The organism is Dehalobacter sp. MCB1, assembly GCF_003590275.1.
Classification (GTDB): domain Bacteria; phylum Bacillota; class Desulfitobacteriia; order Desulfitobacteriales; family Syntrophobotulaceae; genus Dehalobacter.
Map to the genome: position 1 here is coordinate 212,020 of NZ_LXPC01000013.1, position 19,618 is coordinate 231,637.

A 19,618-nucleotide genomic window follows, 5' to 3' on the forward strand; every position below is an offset into this window, starting at 1 on the left:
AAAGTTAATAGAGTATAATTTGGGTATAATATATGAGACTTTATAGTCCTGATTTAAAATATTATAAATAGGGGGATTGGCAAATGCTTTTTTTTCCTACCGAAAAATTCTACGATGATTTTGATTATTTCACTCAAATATTTAGTAAGAATGGATATAGAAAAATTCTTAAACCAGAAACTGTAAATACAGTTCAAGATGATATGAGCAACCGGCTCTACTTCATTTATAAGGGAATTATAAAAATTGTTATACGTAATGAGTATTGCGACGAAAAAATAATGGTTTTTTTTAGGGAGGGCTGTGTTTATGAGGATATGGGCCTCTTTTCTGAATTGCCAAACCCATCTTCTTCTATTAGTGTTACCGATTGTGAAGTTTATTATCTCAATAAGGATAAAGCAATTGAATTGTTCTTAACAGACTCCGAATTTGCGCTTAAGTTAATGAGACAGGCTTGTGCAAAGCATTATTATACTTTTAAAAGAGTGGCTTCAATTAGTTTCTTAAATGTTGAAGAAAGACTAACACTCTTGTTAAAATCAGTAAGTGATTATAATACTACCAGCCAGGACGAATGGCTTGAGCCTAAAATAAAGCTAACCCATGAGTGTATGAGCGAAATTCTAAACGTAAACCGTACTACAATTTCTAGATTACTATGTGAATACTACAAACGAGGAATTATTAAAAAACAAGGAAAAAAAATATTGTTTTCCCGTAAGATTTATGAGCAACCTAGCTTTGAAGAAACATTTTAGAGTTTTTATTTGGGAACTTACCTTCGGCACATTAGTGCCGTTTTTTTGTTGTTAATGCTACATTAAAATGGAGATTATAAAGACTATTATTGCGTTTTTTATGCAAAAGACGCGATAGTTCCTTTTTTATATAATGTAGAAAAAAGGAGGGTTTGGTTATGGCTAAAGAAGAAAAATCTATTCCTGATGAGCCGGCAACAAAAGTCAATCGCAGACAATTTCTTAAATTAGGAGCCTCTACAGGTATTGCAATGGCTGCTGCGACTGTTGCCTTGGAAGGGGGGGCACTTGTCGATCCAAAACAAGCATATGCAGGAGTAATCAAGACACACGATGAAATTCCCTATGAAATCCCTGCAGACCACAAACGCTACAACCAACGTAATCATATGTTTGGCCGGGCAAGAAGTGGAGATCCCGAGGTAGGTAAAATGGCAGAGCATTTTCTCTCACACAGATTCAATGGTTATGATGGAGTTGAATCACCTGGTTATACTGTACTTGATGGTGCGGCTGCTCGTGCAAGCTTTGCTCTTGACTGGTACGTTAATGGCGAAAATGGTAGCGGTAATTCCAATACGGGGTTGTATGCCTGGCGTCCCAAACTGATCGATTTTCTGTTTAGGTGGGGTGATCCGGATAGAAATATTCATTCCCCCGGGGTAAAAAGTCCCGAAGAAGGAACGATGGCAGTAAAAAGGATGGCTAAATATTTTGGTGCTCATTCAGTCGGTATAGCTCCTTATGATGAACGTTGGATTTATACTGAAACGTTTAACGGTGAAGTTCAGAAATTTACCCCTCCGGATTTTGGTTTTGAACCCAAACATGCAATCGTAATGACTATTCCCATGGAGTATAAAGGAATGAGTTGTGCTCCGACCTTTTTAGGATCGGCTGAAGTAGGAAGAGCTTATAACATGTGCGGGGTAGTTGCGTTTAGTTTATCCATATTTATTAAAGATCTGGGATATCATGCGGTTGCAATCGGAAGTGACACTTCAATATCCATACCGCAGGCTATTCAGGCGGGTCTAGGGGAATTAGGCAGGATGGGGCTGCTTGTTACTCCTGACCTTGGTCCAAGTGTTAGAATCTGCAAAGTATTTACTGACATGCCTTTAAATCATGATAAACCTATTTCCTTCGGAGTGACTGAATTTTGCAATAGCTGCAAAAAATGCGCCGAACTATGCCCCTCTCAGGCTATTAGCTATGATGCACAAACAACTGTAGGACCTAGTAAGATAAGTTCAGCTTCGGGAGTAAAGAAATGGTATATTAACCCGGAAAAGTGCTGGAGTTGTTGGGGGGATGATAACGTCAGGTCATGCTGTGGAGCTTGTATAGCTGCTTGTCCATATACTAAGCCAGAGGGCTGGCATCATACCTTAGTTAGGAGCATAACAGGGACGCCTGGTCTTTCGCCAATCATGAAAAATATGGATGATCTTTTTGGATATGGAAAACTGTATAATGAACAAGCAGCAACAGATTGGTGGAAAGAATAAAAGGAGGTAATGAAAAATGGCCCTGATGACTTTTATCCTGGGATTATTGGTTGCCGGTTTCGGTTGGGGAGTCAACATCTTACGGAAGAGTACAAAATATTCGATTACCTGGCTTGGCTGGGCAGGAATTGTCTTAAGTTTTATGGTTTTATTGTTTGCGATTAGTTGGTCATGGAGTTGCCTTTTAGAAGGTAGTACTCGATCTGCAGGCGTAGGTATTCTTATGTTTGGGGCTATTGCAGTTGTTATCGGAGCGATAACTAGGGTAATAATTATAAGAGGAATTCCTACATCTAAAAAAAATCATACTGATGGAGTAAGCCAAAGTGCATAAAGCCCTAAGTAATGCAAATAAGTACTTGGCAATATAGCTATCATAAAGGGTTTTAAGGTAAGATTAAAAGTTTTATTACAACAAAGGGGAGGGAACGCCTCCCCTTTGTATGGATTTATAGATTCCAACAGATAGGCAGGTTGGAACCTTCAGACGAACATTTATTTGGTACAAAAGATGGGGTAAAGTCACAATGATTAACAAAAAAGTAGAGAATAAAACAAAAAATGTGATTAAGATCATTGCTATATTAATATTAGTAATTTCATTATTTGTTAGTTGGGTGATACCCGAAAAAGATTTGCTGCCATTTGCCAAAGAAGTCCTTCCTCAAGCCCAATCCTTCCAAAAGGTCACGTCTTCTCCCCTAACATATGAGGGAATAGTTCAAGGGAGAGATGGAAAGATGCAAAGAGTTGGCTATGTAGTCATTAATCAGGCAGTGGGTTATGGCGGCCCGATTAAGATGGCTACAGGAATTGATTTGAAAGGGAAAATTCAAAAAGCAATTATTGTAAACTATAAAGATACACCTTCCTTTGTTCAGATGGTTTTGAAACATGGCTATCTAAAGCAGTTTATTGGCAAGGACATTACTGAACCATTGAACATTGAAAAAGATATTGATCGTGTCTCTGGGGCAACTTATACCTCCCGCGGAATAGCTAAGGCAATCTCCCAAGGAAGTCACGCTGTAGCAAGAACCCAGTTTAAATTGAGTGTTTCGGATGAGGAAGTTGCTTTTAAGTTTGGTTTAAAAGAAATATCTGTATTGTTGTTGGTTATTTTGATGTTAATTGGGGTTGTATTAAAAAGCAAAAAGTTAAGATGGGTAACCTTAATTGGCAGCCTAATTTTTATAGGCTTTAAATTTAATACTCCTTTTTCTCTGGCTAACGTTGCTGCCCTATTAATGGGTAACTTCCCTTCCATCCAGGAAAATCTGGTCTGGTATATTCTGATGATTGGTATCCCAATTATTACCTTTGTGGCCGGCAGGAACCTCTATTGCTTCTGGCTTTGTCCTTTTGGTGCTTTGCAGGAAATTTTAGGTAAGATCGGCGGAGGCAGTTTTAAGTGCTGTAACAAAAAAATAGAAACAAAAGCTTCTAAGATCAAATATGCCCTGGTATATTTTGCATTATTGGCTGCCATCTTACTTCAATCCCCTGGCGTTGCCGGTTATGAGCCTTATTCAACTTTATTTGGGTTACAAGGTTTTGGCATCGAATGGTTTATCCTACCCCTAGTACTCTTTCCATCACTTCTAATCAGGAGATTTTGGTGTCGATTTTTTTGTCCGGGGTTAATACTCAATGTGATCATTTTGCGTCCCAGGAAATATATTATAGGGATTTTAGAAAAAGGGGTCCCAGAAAAAGGAAAGTTTAAAACGGTTCCGGAAATCAAAGGGACCAAAAGAATTGGGCAATTGAAGGAATCCAAGTAAGATTTGTAAATGATTGAATAACATCGAGGTTAAAGAATGAAAAGCAAATTAAGCATGGGGGATTTACTATTTATTGTATTGATATCCGCTGTTGCCATCATGATTGTGATAAGTGAATGGCAGGCTTATCAAACTATCCCTTAGTCAAGTATCCAGCCAGCAATGCCGCTTTAATTACTATGAGCTTTTTTAGAGCTGATCCTGCCCACTATATCATACTGAAAACCGCCGAATAGCTTTTCTGACTACTAACAGAAACAACTGACAAAAATTTTGTCAGTTGTTTTTGTGTCGCGGCCTAGCTAAGCACGAATTATTTAACTAGTGAAAGTCCAGTCGATCCATTGCCGTATAATGGTTATCTCAGTTGGTATATTAATATGTGCCGTCAATTGAAAATTTATCGAGCCTTCTTTCAAGCTCGGCCAGGATGTCTTTATTAGCCGCACCCTCAATATAACAAATACACCCTTTTGTTATAATAGCCGGGACCGGGACACTTAGGAGCATGTTGTCATGGTTTATTGGTGCGTATGGCATCGCAAAGCAAAATAAGTATAAATTGAAGAATTTTTCATAAATTAAGCTTATACTAAATTTATGATTATTGACACAAAAGCTTTGAAATAAATGATAAAAAGGCAATTGTAAGAAAGGAGTGGGAATTATGCAGGAGAATTTCGAAAAATGGAAGGTGGGTATTCCGGATACATTTTATCCGATAAGCGAATTGCAGAAGTATGTTGAATACGGCACAGTCAAATCTTACTTAAAAGATAGTTTAGTTGTTTTACCGGGTGAAGTAATCCATAAATTTATCTATGTGCTTACCGGTAAATTGCAAGTAAATTTTCTGTTCAGCGATGGGCGAGAACGAATGGTTTATTTTGGCGGCGAACATTGTATGTTCAACTATTTATTTCAACACAACTCCGACAATCGTATGGTGGCTTATATTATAGCCTTAGAAGACAGCCAACTATGTTTTTTTTCTTGGGAACAGCTTGAAAAGATTTTTCATATGGACGGAAATCTTCTCTTTGAAATAATGAAAAATGAGAATGCCAAAGGCAATTTCTTTATGAAACAGGCGGCCGAGATGGACTTTTTAAATCCGACAATACGGATTGTGAAATTGATTTATCAATTATGCGTTTCTCAGGGGAAGCCTGTTAATAATCATATCGAGATCAACATTAATTTGCCCTTGAGAGATATTTCTGAAATAACCGGAGCTCATTATGCAACCGTCTCCAAAGTATTCTGCACACTGAATAAGCTTCATATTTTAGATAAGAAGAGAGACAGGATCGTTATTTTTGATATGAGAAAGCTGGAAGAATTAACACAAGAAACACAATTATTTAAACATGATGGCACTAACTAATTAGCATTTGTAAAATATTATCATTTATAAAATGATTATTTTCAATTTAGATTGAATCATTTAATTATCTTATTTTGTACAATGTACCTAGTCATCCGCTTGACCAAATCGCTAAAAGAGGAGGTGAATTAGTTGTTTTACCGGGTGAAGCAATCCATAAATTTATCTATGTGCTTACCGGTAAATTGCAAGTAAACTTTCTGTTCAGCGATGGACGAGAACGAATGGTTTATTTTGGCAGCAAACATTGTATGTTCAACTATTTATTTCAACACAACTCCGACAATACGGATTGTGAAATGATTTATCAATTATGCGTTTCTCAGGGGAAGCCTGTTAATAATCATATCGAGGTCAACATTAATTTACCCTTGAGAAATATTTCTGAAATAACCGGAGCTCATTAAGTAACGGTCTCCAAAGTACTCTGCACGCTGAATAAGCTTCATATTTTAGATAAGAAGAGAGACAAGATTGTTATTTTTGATATGAGAAAGCTGGAAGAATTAACACAAGAAACACAATTATTCAAAACCAGAAAACAAAGTATTACTGGAGGTAGATTATTCATGATCATCATTGGAGAAAAAATTAACGGTGCCATCCCTTCCGTAGCGAGAGCAATCGCTGAAAAGGATGCAGGGTTCATTCGAAACCTTGCCAAAATCCAATCCGATGCCGGCGCGGATTTTATTGATGTCTGTGCATCCACAGACGTCAAAATTGAACTCGAAACCTTAAAATGGCTGATTGACCTGGTACAGGAAGTGACAGATACTCCGATTTGTATCGACAGCCCGCATGCGCAGACCTGCGTCGATGCGATTCAATTCTGCAAACGGCCGGGACTCATTAATTCTATATCCGGCGAAGGTGACAAGATCGATGTCGTATTCCCGGTCATTGCCGATACCAAATGGGAATGCGTTGCGCTTCTTTGTGATGACAGCGGAATTTCCAAGACGGCAGAAAAACGTCTTGAAGTATTTGCAAACATCATGAAAAGAGCTAAAGAATTCAATATTGCCCCGTCCCGTCTGCACATTGATCCGCTAGTCGAAATGCTCTGCACTTCGGAAAAGGGCATCAACATGATTGTTGACGTAATCAAAGAGATTAAAAGACAGTATCCGGCAATTCACATTACCGGCGGATTCAGCAATATTTCGTTTAACTTGCCTGCTAGAAAGCTTGTCAATCAGGCCTTCTGCGTTCTGGCAATGAACGCCGGCATGGACAGCGGGATCCTTGACCCGACGAATCAAGATTTGGTCGGTATGATCTTTGCGACGGAAGCTCTCTTAGGTCAGGATGAATATTGCATGGAATATATTAGCGCCTTCAGGGAAGGACGTTTTGGTCAGAAAAAATCGTAGAGCTGGCTCACCAAACAGGCATTCAATCAGAGAATTGTTATTCAATCAGAATAAAATTTTAAGGAGGATTATAAAAAATGGCTAAAATTGAAGAAGTCAAAGCAATGGTAGAAGCAGGAAAAGCAAAACTTGTTCCTGGATTGGTACAGGAAGCGCTCGATGAAGGAAGCGCAGCAAAAGATATTCTGCAGGCAATGGTAGGTTCGATGGGCGTTGTTGGGGACAAGTTCTCCACAGGCGAAATCTTCGTTCCTGAAATGTTAATGGCCGCCAAAGCGATGGCCAAAGGTGTTGATGTTCTGAAACCACTGATGGCTGGCGACACCTCAAACTCCTTAGGTACCTGTATTATCGGAACTGTAGCAGGCGACCTGCATGATATTGGTAAAAACCTTGTTTCTATGATGATCGAAAGTGCCGGATTCACCATGGTTGACCTCGGTGTGGATGTGGCGCATGAAAAATGGGTTGAAGCTATCAAAGAAAATCAGAATGTTACTTTAGTGGCTTGTTCAGGACTTTTGACGACAACAATGCCATCATTAAAGGAAGCCGTCCAGACGGTCAAGGCCAGCGGTTTGACAGGCTTTAAAGTTCTCGTCGGTGGTGCTCCTGTTACCCAACAATTCGCTGATGAAATCAATGCCGATGGTTTTGCTCCTGATGCCGGCAGTGCTGCAGTGAAAGCTTCTGAGTTGGTAAAATCCTTATAAGATGAAAAATCTTGCTAAAGGGAGGTAAATCAATATGACGCTGACTCAAAGAGAAAATTTTGAGATCATGCTTAACGGAGGAAAACCGGAATTCGCCCCTTTGCTGTATGAACTATATAAAGTATGCATGTTAGCAACGAATAATACAGACCAACCATGGCAAGGCGGGAAGGACCCGTTTGGCGTAAATTGGGTAGCCACGGCTGAGGGAGTCATACCGGAGTCAGGAAAAATATTATTCGATGATATCGCTGATTGGAAAGAATATGTAAAATTCCCTGATGTTGATTCTCTTGGAATTGAGCAGATGGCACAAATTGAATTGGCTGACTTTACTGACGAAAAAAGAAAGGAACAACCGGTTGCAGTATTTAATGCATGTGGTCTCTTTGAACGGATGGCTGCATTTATGGGGTTTGAAAATACCTTATGTGCTTTGATTGAAGATCCGGATTCCTGTCATGAATTCTTTGCGGCAATGGCAGATTACAAAATCGCTTGTATAAACCGATATATTGATGCATATAAGCCGGATGTTATCATCTATTTTGATGACTTGGCAACTGCTCGTGGGATGTTTATGTCGCCAAAAACCTATCGCGAAGTCATTAAGCCGTACCACAAAAGAATCGTTGAGGCTGTGACTTCCCGTGGTGTTATCTTTAATCAACATACATGTGGGAAATGTGAAGATATTATCGAAGACTATGTTGAAATGGGTATTAAAATATGGGATGCTGCTCAGGTTTGTAATGATTTGGAGGGAATCCTGACGAAGTATCATGGCCGTTTAATTGTAGAAGGCGGTTGGGATACATCCGGACCTGCCAGTTATATGGGTGCTCCCGTAGAGGCAATCATTGAAGAAACAAAAAGATGTGCAGAGCAATATGGAAAAAAAGGTAATTTTATACTGTTCCCAGTGCTCATGAACGAAAAAGGACATGCCTTTATGACCGGTGACGAAAGAATTCCTGCGTTAATAATGACTTGGAATCAAGTCAATAAGTTATAATACACTCAATAGAATAAATATTTAAACCATTATTTAAGTGAAAGATTGCAAAATCCTCTGGATAATTTTATTCAAGGGGATTTTGCTTATATTCGAATGGCAAACAGATTTCTCTATATAAGTACTGGAGAGGACCCAGAAGCATGATTATACTGAAAAGGAGAGGGTTGCCATCAAAGTAATCATATTAAGCGGATTCTTGGGGTCAGGGAAAACCAGTGTGTTAATGCAGCTTGCAAGACATCTCGTTGAAACTTCTAATGGTAATGAGAACGACAAAAAGGTTGTAATCATAGAAAATGAAATCGGTACAGCCGGAATTGATAACCTTCTACTAGAGAATGAAGATTTTACCGTCAAGAACCTTTTTGCCGGCTGCGCCTGCTGCACATCTTCGGCTAAACTTACGGATACAGTTGATTATCTTAGTAAGGAATACAGCCCGGAATGGATCATCATTGAGGCAACTGGTCTTGCTTTTCCGAGTAAAATAAAAAGCACGGTGGAGACCGAACTCGGGATGCAGGCCATGACGATTATTGTGGTAGATGCCAAACGGTGGTTCCGATTGGTTGGTGCGATGGAAAACTTCGTCTCAGAGCAGCTGGAGGATACAAAGTCAGTGTTAGTTAACAAGATTGATTTGGTGGATGAAACGACAGTGGAAAAAGTACAGGAGAGTATCCGGAAATATAACCGGGATGCGTACTGTTATCCTATATCCGCTACTAACGAGCTTTCAACCGGATTTTGGAACGATTTATTTGAAAAGGCGGGGATCTAAAATGGCACACGAACACCATGAACACCATGAACACGAAGGCCAAGCCTGTCAGTGCGGACACCACCATGACGAGCAGCATGAACAGCATGAGAAATCGGTGCTCTGCAATCAGGAAGAAATCACAGTTACCCACCATGAAGGAGCCGTCATTTTATCTACTGAACGTGTCATTGCCAAAGAATATTCGTGGGTAAGAGATAGGCTCAACAATGAGCTACAGTCCTTAGCCGGTTGGGTTGAAGATCAGGGAGGGCTTGTGGGGCATATCAAGGCTTTTCTTACTGAAACCGGCTATACCTGCATGCTATCCACGACAGGCGAAGATGTACAGATCAAGGAAACCTTGAAACCAAAAGTCACGGCCAAGATTACCCTGATAGTTTTTATTAACAATGAAAATGAATTATATTCTAAATTAGCAGAAACGTTAAAAAAATTAGTCAATTAACTTTTCAGAAATTATGACGAGCGCAAAGATGATTTTCCTCCTGTAAACATTATAACTGTTTAAATTCTATCCCATGACTCTAAAATAAAACTTAACCATGATATACTTTTTGGATAATCAAGTTCTAATATTAGGGAAAGCATTTGCACTGTATTGCTCATAATATGAGGAAGATGGCAGTACTAACTGATAAAAGATGAGCCAAAAAAATTGGGCTAGATAGGTTAAGGGGACGTCGCGAAATAAAGTTTCGTTACGTCCCCTTCGTGGCTATGCTTAATCACAGCCTTAAGTTGAAGGCAAAATATTTTTAAGCAATAAAATTAAATAGGTTATTAACCACACCCTCAATATAACAAATACACCCTTTGGTATAATAGCCGGGACCGGGACACTTAGGAGCATGTTGTCATGGTGTATTGGTGCGTACGGCATCGCAAAGCAAAATAAGTATGAATTGAAGAATTTTTCATTAATTAAGCCTATACTAAATTTATGATTATTGACAAAAGGAAATTGTAAGAAAGGAGTGGGAATTGGAATTATGCAGGAGAATTTTGAAAAATGGAGGGTGGGTATTCCGGATACATTTTATCCGATAAGCGAATTGCAGAAGTATGTTGAATACGGCACAGTCAAATCTTACTTAAAAGATAGTTTAGTTGTTTCACCGGGTGAACAAATCCGTAAATTTATCTATGTGCTTACCGGTAAATTGCAAGTAAACTTTCTGTTCAGCGATGGACGAGAACGAATGGTTTATTTTGGCGGCAAACATTGTATGTTCAACTATTTATTTCAATATAACTCCGACAATCGTATGGCCGCTTATATTGTAGCCTTAGAAGACAGCCAACTATGTTTTTTTTCTTGGGAACAGCTTGAAAAGATTTTTCATATGGACGGAAATCTTTTCTTTAAAATAATGAGAAATGAGAGTGCCAAATGCAATTTCTTTATGAAACAGGCGGCCGAGATGGACTTTTTAAATCCGACAATACGGATTGTGAAATTGATTTATCAATTATGCGTTTCTCAGGGGAAGCCTGTTAATAATCATATCGAGGTCAACATTAATTTACCCTTGAGAGATATTTCTGAAATAACCGGAGCTCATTATGTAACCGTCTCCAAAGTATTCTGCACGCTGAACACGCTTCATATTTTAGATAAGAAGAGAGACAAGATCGTTATTTTTGATATCAGAAAGCTGGAAGAATTAACACAAGAAACACAATTATTCAAACATGATGGCACTAATTAGCATTTGTAAAATATTATCATTTATAAAATGATTATTTTCAATTTAAACTGAATCATTTAATTATCTTATTTTGTACAATGTACCTAGTCATCCGATTGACCAAATCGCTAAAAGAGGAGGTGAAAATGATGGGTACATTGTTGATTTTTGTTGCTGGCGTGTTATTTTTAGCCGCAATTCTTTTTATTAAACCTCGCGCCAAAATGGAGCAAATGTGGAGAACAGTGATTAACTGGGTCTTATTCGTGATTTGGTATGCTGTTACCTGGACGGGAATTTCCTTTATCTACATCAACGCATCCGTAGGGCATGTTAAAGCAACGAGTACTGCAATATTCCTATTTGGAGGATTAGCTATTATCCTTGCAGTTGTACTGGCACGTTTGTTAGGCTTCATCACGATTGGAAAAACGAAAAAGACAAATACTGAACAAGCTTGAAAAGAGGTCAAAAAGAATGAGTAGTGAGCAAAAAAAACAACCTCAAATCAACCGAAGGAATTTTCTGAAAGCCGGCGCTGCAGCCACATTCCTTGGTGTTGCCGGAGTATTAAAAACACCTGGTAAGTTTGCAAGTGCAGCAAGCAGTGTGCAATATGCTGCTGCGCCAGAAGGACAATGGTCCAAGATTCATCCTGTGCACGATATGGGCAGTGCTTCAGTACGCTATGTGGAAAATAATGATCAATGGTTGGGAACCACTAAGATCGTTGGAAAGATCAAGAATATCAGCGAAGCTGACGGTGGTGGTGGACTGCTATTAAGAGGTAAACTTGGCGATAAGGCATTTCGAGGATTCATGACGCAAACTCTGAGATCCCCTTTAAACACAGCAATTGCTCAAGCCGCTGGTCCTATTGCTTCGCCGGCAGTTATGGAAGGAAAGCCTGCTCCTCAGAAAATGGCGATACCTGATCCAGAGCAAATGTCAATGCACATTAAAGATCTGGGTTACTTTCTGCGTGCAGATGATATAGCAATTGGCAAAATGCCGGAATATGCCTACTTTTCCTATCATACATTAAACGCGTTTGATTTGCCGAAAAAACCTGTAGAGGAATGCGTCGTACCTGTAACTGAACGGATGCCATATGTCATCACCGTTATGGTTGACCAACATTTAGAAACGATGTTGGGTTCCACTGGCTATGACGGGATCAGTGATGCGCAGTCCTTTAATGCTTATCACGCTACAGCTAATATATCTGTCATCATAGCAAATTACATCCGCAAACTTGGTTATAATGCAAGGGCCTCTCATGCTTTCAATAACATTTTGGCAGTTACCCCTTGTCTTATCGCAGCCGGGTTGGGAGAGCTATCCCGCACAGGTAACACCAGTGCCCATCCCCGGCTCGGATTCCGCCATAAAGCTGCTGTCGTTACTACGGATCTGCCGCTTGCTCCGGATAAGCCAATCGATTTTGGCTTACAGGATTTCTGTAGAGTGTGTAAGAAATGTGCAACGGAATGTCCGGCTCAAGCCATTTCCTATGATGCCGATCCTGTGGAATATAACGGATACTTGCGCTGGAACGTCAATTCTAATACGTGCCAAATATTCCGGGTAACAAACGAAGAAGGTATTTCCTGCGGACGGTGCATGAAAGTCTGCCCATGGAATTCCAAAGAGGATTCATGGTTCCATCAGGCGGGAACCTGGATTGGAAGCCAGAATTCGACAGGAGCCAGTCTCCTTAAATCGATTGATGATATGTTCGGATATGGCACCGAGCAGATCTTGGATTATAAATGGTGGCTTGAATGGCCGGAAAATCACAAAATTCCGGAAACATTAACTACAACAAGGGCTTCATTGACAGGTGTAAAATAAGCATATTCAACGCTTAATATGGAGCGATTTCCTTCATCTGAGTACTCCACGTGTGTCTGGACAAAGAAGAGATGAAGCGCGGAAAGGTTAGCCACCAAGCAAAGGGGACTAACCTTTCTTCTACATACTCACTGTTATTATTTTATTATCTGTATCAATCCAGCAATTGTCCCATATGCAGTTTACCTAAAATATTATCATTTTCAATTTAGATTGAATCATTTAATTACCTTATTTTGTACAATGTACCTAGTCATCCGGATTGACCAAATCGCTAAGAGAGGAGGTGAAAATGATGGGTACATTGTTGATTTTTATAGCTGGCGTGTTATTTTTAGCCGCAATTCTTTTTATTAAACCTCGCGCCAAAATGGAGCAAATGTGGAGAACAGTAATTAATTGGGTCTTATTCGTGATTTGGTATGCTGTTACCTGGACGGGAATTTCCTTTATCTACATCAACGCATCCGTAGGGCATGTTAAAGCAACGAGTACTGCAATATTCCTATTTGGAGGATTAGCTATCGTCCTTGCAGTTGTACTGGCACGTTTGTTAGGCTTCATCACGATTGGAAAAACGAAAAAGGCAAATACTGAACAAGCTTGAAAAGAGGTGAACAAGAATGAGTAGTGAGCAAAAAAAACAACTTCAAATCAACCGAAGGAATTTTCTGAAAGCCGGCGCTGCAGCAACATTCCTTGGTGCTGCCGGAATATTAAAAACACCTGGTAAGTTTGCAAGTGCAGCAAACAACTTCACTGTGCAGTACGCTGCTGCGCCAAAAGGACAATGGTCCAAAATTCATCCTGTGCACGATATGGGCAGTGCTACAGTACGCTATGTGGAACATAATGATCAATGGTTGGGAACCACTAAGATCGTTGGAAAGATCAAGAATATCAGCGAAGCTGACCATGCTACTGGACTGACATTAAGACATCTACTTGGTGAAGAAGGAGCTAACGGGGTTGGAGATAAGGCATTTCGAGGATACTTGACCCAAACTCCGAGATCCCCTTTAAACACAGCAATTGGTCAAGCCGCTGTTCTTCTTGCTACGCCGGCAGCTGTGGCAGGAACAGGAAAGCCTAATCCGGATAAATTGGCGATACCTGATCCCGAGCAAATGTCAATGCACATTAAAGATCTGGGGTACTTTCTGCATGCAGACGATATAGCAATTGGCAAAATGCCGGAATATGCCTACTATTCCTATCATTGTCTAGATGTGAAAGGTATGGCGAAAAAACCTCTAGAGGAATGCATCGAACCTGTAACCGAACGGTTGCCATATGTCATCGGCTTTGTGAAAGACCAACATTTAGAAACGATGCTGGGTTCCACTGGCTATGACGGGATCAGTGATGCGCAGTCCTTTAATGCTTATATCGCTACAGCTTTAATATCTGTCATCATAGCAAATTACATCCGCAGGCTTGGTTATAATGCAAGGGCCTCTCATGCTTTCAATAACATTTTGGCAGTTACCCCTTGTCTTGTCGCAGCCGGGTTGGGGGAGATGTGCCGCACAGGTAACACCAGTCTCCATCCCCGGCTCGGATTCCGCCATAAAGCTGCTGTCGTTACTACGGATCTGCCGCTTGCTCCGGATAAGCCAATCGATTTTGGCTTGCAGGATTTCTGCAGAGTGTGTAAAAAATGTGCAGCGGAATGTCCGGCTCAAGCCATTTCCTATGATGCCGATCCTGTGGAATATAACGGATACTTGCGCTGGAACGTCAATTCTAAAAAGTGCAGTATATTCCGGACATCAAACGAAGAAGGTATTTCCTGCGGACGGTGCATGAAAGTCTGCCCATGGGATTCCAAGGAGGATTCATGGTTCCATCAAGCGGGGACTTGGATCGGAAGCCAGAATTCGGCAGGAGCCAGTCTCCTTAAATCGATTGATGATATGTTCGGATATGGTACCGAGCAGATCTTGGATTATAAATGGTGGCTTGAATATCCGGAAATGTACAAAATTCCAGAAACTATTGTATTGAAGTAAAGTCTTCATTACTTCGTTTAACAAAACATCTTTTGCCAGCTATACTGGTGTGGCTGCCGATTACGAAAAAATCCTGAAACCTTGTCAAAAACGTGATAGAGGAAAATCCGTAAACCTCCTGGGGATGTGCTCCGGGAGGTTTATCGTCTTAAATATGGATATTTTGAAGGAAAGAGCAGAAATTTAGCGAATTATTCTAAAAGTTTATATTGACAGAAAAGGAAATAGTTCCGTTTTTAAATACGAAAGGTTTTGCATAGAATAAGATCTAAGAGATACAAAATCATATCCAATCTTAATTTATGATCAATGTTGAAAAACAGTAGGAGGAGAGTATGAATAAAAAACGCTGGATTTCTATCGCGGTTATCGTTGTTTTACTGGTGATATACGTACAGACAGATGTTATTTCCGGAGGAGCAAACATGGGAAAATTGGAAAAATCCCTGTTGCCTTCGGAACCCTCATTCACCACCGGGACTTATCAGGAAGGAACCGGTAAAACGATTGCTCTGATCAACGTCAACGGAACCATTCAGTCCACAAGTGATTCATTGTCAGCCACCGATACCTATAATCACCAGATATTTTTACAGGAAATCGAAGATGCCTTTACCAATCCTGAGATTCAGGCGGTTGTCCTGGCAGTTGATTCACCTGGCGGCGGTGTGTATGAAAGTGATGAGATTTATCAGAAATTGATCAGTTTAAAAGAAAAATACCCAAAACCTTTGGTTGTTTCCATGGGTACATTGGCAGCCTCAGGCGGTTACTTTATTTCGATGCCTGCGGATAAAATTTTGGCGACTCGGGATACGCTGACCGGATCCATCGGCGTCATTATGAGCACGTATAATTACAGCGAGCTGGCAAAAAAATTGGGTGTTGAGGAAATTGTTTTCAAAAGCGGCAAAAACAAAGACATCATGAATCCAATGCGTGAAGCGACGGAAGAAGAAAAGCAGATCATGCAGGGAATCATTGATGAGTATTATGGCTATTTTGTCGATGCAGTGGCAAAAGGAAGAGAAATGGACCGGCAGACCGTCATCAAAGTCGCCGATGGAAGAGTGTATACAGCGACGCAGGCTAAATCGCTGGGCCTCATCGATCAGATCGGTGATCTGGACGGAGCCATTGCTGAAGCAGCAAAAATGATTAACGAAAGTGATCCAAACGTTATCCAATATCAAAATGAAACGCTGTTTAATTTGAATCGGCTCTTCTCCATGGTGTCTCCCCAACTTGATTTCTTGGGAATCAAACAGGATTTGCAGGACAGCGCGGTACCTACCGTGATGTACCTGTATCGCTAAAGGAGCGTGATTCAGCCATGGATATTGATTATATTACAAATAGCGGTGATCAGACAGCGGAAAGTGCAAATACAATGGAAAATGTCAATGTTGTAGATTTAAGAGTCGTTGGTTTTTGGACCAGATTCTGGGCCTTTATCATTGATCTGGCAGTCATTGCGATGAGCAGTCAGATATTTTTCCGGGTTATATGGCCTGCAGGTCTTGAAACAACAACCATTAAATCATTTGTCCTGATCAATGCACTCTTTCCGGGCATCTGGGGAAGTATATATTTCGTTTTGCTGACGATGTATTTCGGACAGACACTCGGGAAGATGATCATGGGAATTAAAGTTATAAGCAAAGATGGCAGCCCGCTCAGCTGGTCTGCAGTCGCTATGCGGGAAGTCGTCGGGAGAACACTGGCACAGCTGCTCGGCACCTACCTGGGTTATTTGATTTGCGCATTTCATCCTCGGAAACAGGCCTTGACCGATATCATCGGCGATACCTATGTGGTTTATACTGAGGATAAAAAGAGGGGCAGATGGGTTCAGATCCCGGTGGCACTGAGTGCCAATGCGGAATAAGCAATTCTATGCGACCGGCCCAATATTTGGAGGAAAACAAAGATGAACTTTATCGGCAATCTAATCTGGCTGCTATTTGGCGGCATTATCGGAGCAATTCTGTGGTTTGTGGCAGGGGTGGTTTTATGTGTCACCATCGTCGGCATTCCTTTTGGCCTTCAGTGTTTTAAAATATCCCTGCTTGTTTTGTGGCCATTCGGCAAAGAAGTTATCCTTGGCGGCTTTGGGGTCGGGGGATTACTTTTAAATATTCTCTGGCTGATTTTTCTGGGATGGGAGCTGGCCGTACATCATTTAATTATCGGCCTTATTTTCTGCGTCACCATCGTCGGCATTCCGTTTGGGCTCCAGCATTTTAAGTTTGCCCAGTTGGCTTTGATTCCTTTTGGGGCAAAAATCGTGGACAAATAAATCATTTCCATAGGTATCCCAATTAAGTTTGTTGAATAAAAGAACGTCTTTTTAGGCGTTCTTTTTAGTAGTGCTGCCTTTTATCGAAAATGAGAAAAACATGTATGGATAAGTAGATGTAAATCATTCATTATGCAGTTATTGAATCACTTTTCACTGTTCAGCAGCTAAACAGCATAATCAGGTAAAACTCCTTAAAGCAATAGAAATTTATAATTGCGTATAGATACTCGTTTGATAGTCCCTTAACTGCTGGATGTCTTTGATATAGTAATACCCGTTCGTCTGCTCGATTAACATTAATTCCTTTAATTTTTTTATAATCCTTAATGTCGTTATTCGATTTATACCGAGAAGATTGCTGATAAACTGCTGGCTGATTTTAATATTTAACTTGATTTTTGTGTCTTCTTCAACTCCGAAATTTTCGGCTAATGTTAAAAAAAGGTTGCACATCCCCCATTCTGTATCGTGATAGAGCAATTCATCAATATGATTCATATTGGAATAAAATTTCTTTGTAAGGGATTGCAAGAGAAAAAGCGTTACATTTAAGTCTTTTGCCAATAGGTCCAATAGATCTTCTTTCTTTATAAAGACTAGCGTGGTATCTATACTTGCTTTAAAGTAACAAAAAACCGGAACATTAAAAAGAACATTGGATTCTAAGAAAATACTGCTCTTCTCAAGAATGCATATGATCCGTTCATTTCCTTTGGGAGAGAATTCAGAAGCAATGACTCTGCCTTCTTTGACAAAATAAAATCCTTCCGTGACGTCTCCTGGAGACGCAATAACTGAATTTTTTTTAAAGAATAATTCCTTACCATTTTCAATAAATGTTTTGGAAAAGTTATCTAGCTTGTAAATTCTTGAGAATTCTTCAACGGGTGAGTATTTCATAAAAACCAAACTCCCCAATATTAATATAGTACTTTTCCTTTCTACCTTAATATTATCACACACTAATTATACTTTTATCAAAACAAATAAAAATGTAGCCTAGGCTACATTTGTAGTGTGGACTTCTACTATTAATTTTGAGAAATGATAACTTATTGGTAGAAAAAAATATTTTAGGGAGGAGATGTACTATGGATTTCGGTAAAGAAAAAACTGAAAGCACAGAACAAGAAAAGGCTATTCCCAAAAAATTTAGTAGACGGGGTTTCTTAAAAACCTCAGTCGGAATGGGGGTTGGGGCAGCAGGTGCAGCTATGTTAGGTTACGATGGCATAGCCAATGCTGCAGAGGTCGTAGAGCATGATTCGTATCCGGTGGAAATTTCCGCAGATTACAAACGGTATGATCAAAAATACAATGTGATTATGCGTGCAATGGCGGGAGATCCTATAGTTAAACCTTCATTTGACACTTATTTCGGAAAACACATGGGCGTAATACCGAATAAGGTAGCAGACGGCTATGGCAGACTTGAAGAGGCTATGAAAGTCGGTGCCTTTGGGGTAGAGGATGGTATCAATGGTTATCATGCTCCAGGTTTTGCCAGTCAGGGATTATACGAATGGAAGAACCCGCAAATTAGCGGCAAAGTAAACCCTGATAAATACACTTTTGAGAGCCCTGAAGCTGCAAGTAAAGCCGTTAAAAAGGCTGCAAAATTCTTTGGTGCGAGTCTGGTAGGAATTGCCCCTTATGACGAGCGGTGGGTATTTTCACGTGTATACGATATGCAAAAGATGGATAGCGTTCCTAATGATCTCCCGTTTACACCTAAAAGTGTTATTGTCATGGCTCTTGAAATGAGTTACGAGGGCTTCCAAGCTGCCCCGACATCTCTTGAACTTGCGTCTGCCGGAAATATTTATTCCAGTATGAGTGTTGTCGTAAATAAGATGTCCCATTTTGTTAGAGCTCTAGGTTACCAAACCGTACCCTGCGGCAATGACACTGCCTTGAGCGTTCCTTTGGCGATTCATGCCGGACTGGGAGAACTCAGCAGAATAGGAATTGTTATCACTCCGCAATTTGGACCGAGACAGCGGTTCTGCAAAATATTTACCGATTTGCCTTTGGCTGTTGACAAACCGATTACTTTTGGGGTCAGGGAGTTTTGTAAGACCTGCAGGAAATGTGCAGATGCCTGTCCTTCGCAAGCGATAACCCATGATAAAGAACCAAGTTTTGAAGTCTCAACGGTCTCCACAAATGGTGGTGTAAAAAGGTGGGCCGTAAATGCTGAGAAATGCTTAACACAGTGGGCTGACGCTGGTACTGACTGCGGAATCTGTATTAAAGTCTGTCCATACAACAAACCGAGCGAATGGCACCATGATTTAGCAAAATTTGCTACGAAGACGCCTGCAAGACCGATTCTAAGGTACTTTGATGATCTGTTTGGATACGGAAAAGCAACGGTTGCTGAGGCCGTAAAGGATTTTTGGAAATAAATGTAAATGCATTAATGAGA

21 protein-coding genes are annotated in these 19,618 nt (G+C 40.2%); 20 read left to right on the top strand and 1 reads right to left on the bottom strand.

Going from position 1 to position 19,618, the window contains the following annotated elements:
- Positions 1-83 precede the first annotated feature (83 nt).
- From A7K50_RS10995 to A7K50_RS11080, 19 genes are all read left to right on the top strand, one after another.
- Entirely contained in the window at positions 84-761 is a 678-nt protein-coding gene (locus A7K50_RS10995; RefSeq protein WP_119776213.1) for a Crp/Fnr family transcriptional regulator, read from the top strand.
- Positions 762-919: 158 nt separating this feature from the next.
- Positions 920-2,272: a reductive dehalogenase gene (locus tag A7K50_RS11000; protein ID WP_119776215.1), complete on the top strand. Its 1,353-nt coding sequence runs from the start codon at positions 920-922 to the stop codon at positions 2,270-2,272.
- 16 nt (positions 2,273-2,288) lie between these two features.
- A complete protein-coding gene (locus A7K50_RS11005; RefSeq protein ID WP_119776216.1) occupies positions 2,289-2,606 on the top strand; it encodes a 1,1-dichloroethane dehalogenase in 318 nt (105 codons plus the stop codon).
- Between the two features lie 193 nt (positions 2,607-2,799).
- Positions 2,800-4,056: an FMN-binding protein gene (locus A7K50_RS11010; RefSeq protein ID WP_119776218.1), complete on the top strand. Its 1,257-nt coding sequence runs from the start codon at positions 2,800-2,802 to the stop codon at positions 4,054-4,056.
- A 667-nt stretch (positions 4,057-4,723) separates the two neighbouring features.
- On the top strand, positions 4,724-5,443 hold the full coding sequence (locus A7K50_RS11015) for a Crp/Fnr family transcriptional regulator (protein WP_119776219.1): 720 nt from the start codon (positions 4,724-4,726) through the stop codon (positions 5,441-5,443).
- Between the two features lie 74 nt (positions 5,444-5,517).
- The gene (locus tag A7K50_RS13990) at positions 5,518-5,850 is read left to right on the top strand and encodes a hypothetical protein (protein ID WP_132102089.1); all 333 of its coding nucleotides are present in this window, start codon (positions 5,518-5,520) and stop codon (positions 5,848-5,850) included.
- A 162-nt stretch (positions 5,851-6,012) separates the two neighbouring features.
- Positions 6,013-6,819 carry a methyltetrahydrofolate cobalamin methyltransferase gene (locus A7K50_RS11020; RefSeq protein WP_119776221.1) on the top strand — a complete coding sequence of 269 codons (807 nt, stop codon included), beginning with the start codon at positions 6,013-6,015 and terminating at the stop codon, positions 6,817-6,819.
- Positions 6,820-6,896: 77 nt separating this feature from the next.
- Positions 6,897-7,532, top strand: a complete 636-nt coding sequence (locus A7K50_RS11025) for a corrinoid protein (protein ID WP_119776222.1) — start codon at positions 6,897-6,899, stop codon at positions 7,530-7,532.
- A gap of 34 nt (positions 7,533-7,566) precedes the next feature.
- On the top strand, positions 7,567-8,547 hold the full coding sequence (locus tag A7K50_RS11030; protein WP_199698282.1) for a uroporphyrinogen decarboxylase family protein: 981 nt from the start codon (positions 7,567-7,569) through the stop codon (positions 8,545-8,547).
- A 184-nt stretch (positions 8,548-8,731) separates the two neighbouring features.
- A complete protein-coding gene (locus tag A7K50_RS11035; protein WP_282432341.1) occupies positions 8,732-9,331 on the top strand; it encodes a GTP-binding protein in 600 nt (199 codons plus the stop codon).
- Position 9,332: 1 nt separating this feature from the next.
- Positions 9,333-9,779 (top strand): hypothetical protein, encoded by a 447-nt coding sequence (locus tag A7K50_RS11040; RefSeq protein WP_119776226.1) that lies wholly within the window; start codon positions 9,333-9,335, stop codon positions 9,777-9,779.
- Positions 9,780-10,308: 529 nt separating this feature from the next.
- A complete protein-coding gene (locus tag A7K50_RS11045; protein ID WP_243103730.1) occupies positions 10,309-11,043 on the top strand; it encodes a Crp/Fnr family transcriptional regulator in 735 nt (244 codons plus the stop codon).
- 125 nt (positions 11,044-11,168) lie between these two features.
- Positions 11,169-11,483 (top strand): dehalogenase, encoded by a 315-nt coding sequence (locus tag A7K50_RS11050; RefSeq protein WP_199698284.1) that lies wholly within the window; start codon positions 11,169-11,171, stop codon positions 11,481-11,483.
- Between the two features lie 16 nt (positions 11,484-11,499).
- Positions 11,500-12,876, top strand: coding sequence for a reductive dehalogenase (locus A7K50_RS11055; RefSeq protein WP_119776231.1), 1,377 nt, complete (start codon positions 11,500-11,502; stop codon positions 12,874-12,876).
- A gap of 295 nt (positions 12,877-13,171) precedes the next feature.
- Positions 13,172-13,483, top strand: coding sequence for a dehalogenase (locus A7K50_RS11060; protein WP_119776233.1), 312 nt, complete (start codon positions 13,172-13,174; stop codon positions 13,481-13,483).
- Positions 13,484-13,499: 16 nt separating this feature from the next.
- Positions 13,500-14,888 carry a reductive dehalogenase gene (locus A7K50_RS11065; protein WP_119776234.1) on the top strand — a complete coding sequence of 463 codons (1,389 nt, stop codon included), beginning with the start codon at positions 13,500-13,502 and terminating at the stop codon, positions 14,886-14,888.
- Between the two features lie 335 nt (positions 14,889-15,223).
- Positions 15,224-16,204, top strand: a complete 981-nt coding sequence (gene sppA / locus A7K50_RS11070; RefSeq protein ID WP_119776236.1) for a signal peptide peptidase SppA — start codon at positions 15,224-15,226, stop codon at positions 16,202-16,204.
- 17 nt (positions 16,205-16,221) lie between these two features.
- Positions 16,222-16,776, top strand: a complete 555-nt coding sequence (locus A7K50_RS11075; protein WP_119776238.1) for an RDD family protein — start codon at positions 16,222-16,224, stop codon at positions 16,774-16,776.
- A 42-nt stretch (positions 16,777-16,818) separates the two neighbouring features.
- Positions 16,819-17,187: a YccF domain-containing protein gene (locus tag A7K50_RS11080; protein WP_119776240.1), complete on the top strand. Its 369-nt coding sequence runs from the start codon at positions 16,819-16,821 to the stop codon at positions 17,185-17,187.
- A gap of 210 nt (positions 17,188-17,397) precedes the next feature.
- Here A7K50_RS11080 and A7K50_RS11085 read toward each other — a convergent pair whose 3' ends face one another.
- Positions 17,398-18,090 (bottom strand): Crp/Fnr family transcriptional regulator, encoded by a 693-nt coding sequence (locus A7K50_RS11085; protein ID WP_119776242.1) that lies wholly within the window; start codon positions 18,088-18,090, stop codon positions 17,398-17,400.
- 191 nt (positions 18,091-18,281) lie between these two features.
- Between A7K50_RS11085 and A7K50_RS11090 the strand changes: the two genes are divergently transcribed.
- Positions 18,282-19,598, top strand: a complete 1,317-nt coding sequence (locus A7K50_RS11090) for a reductive dehalogenase (RefSeq protein WP_119776244.1) — start codon at positions 18,282-18,284, stop codon at positions 19,596-19,598.
- Positions 19,599-19,618: the final 20 nt, after the last annotated feature.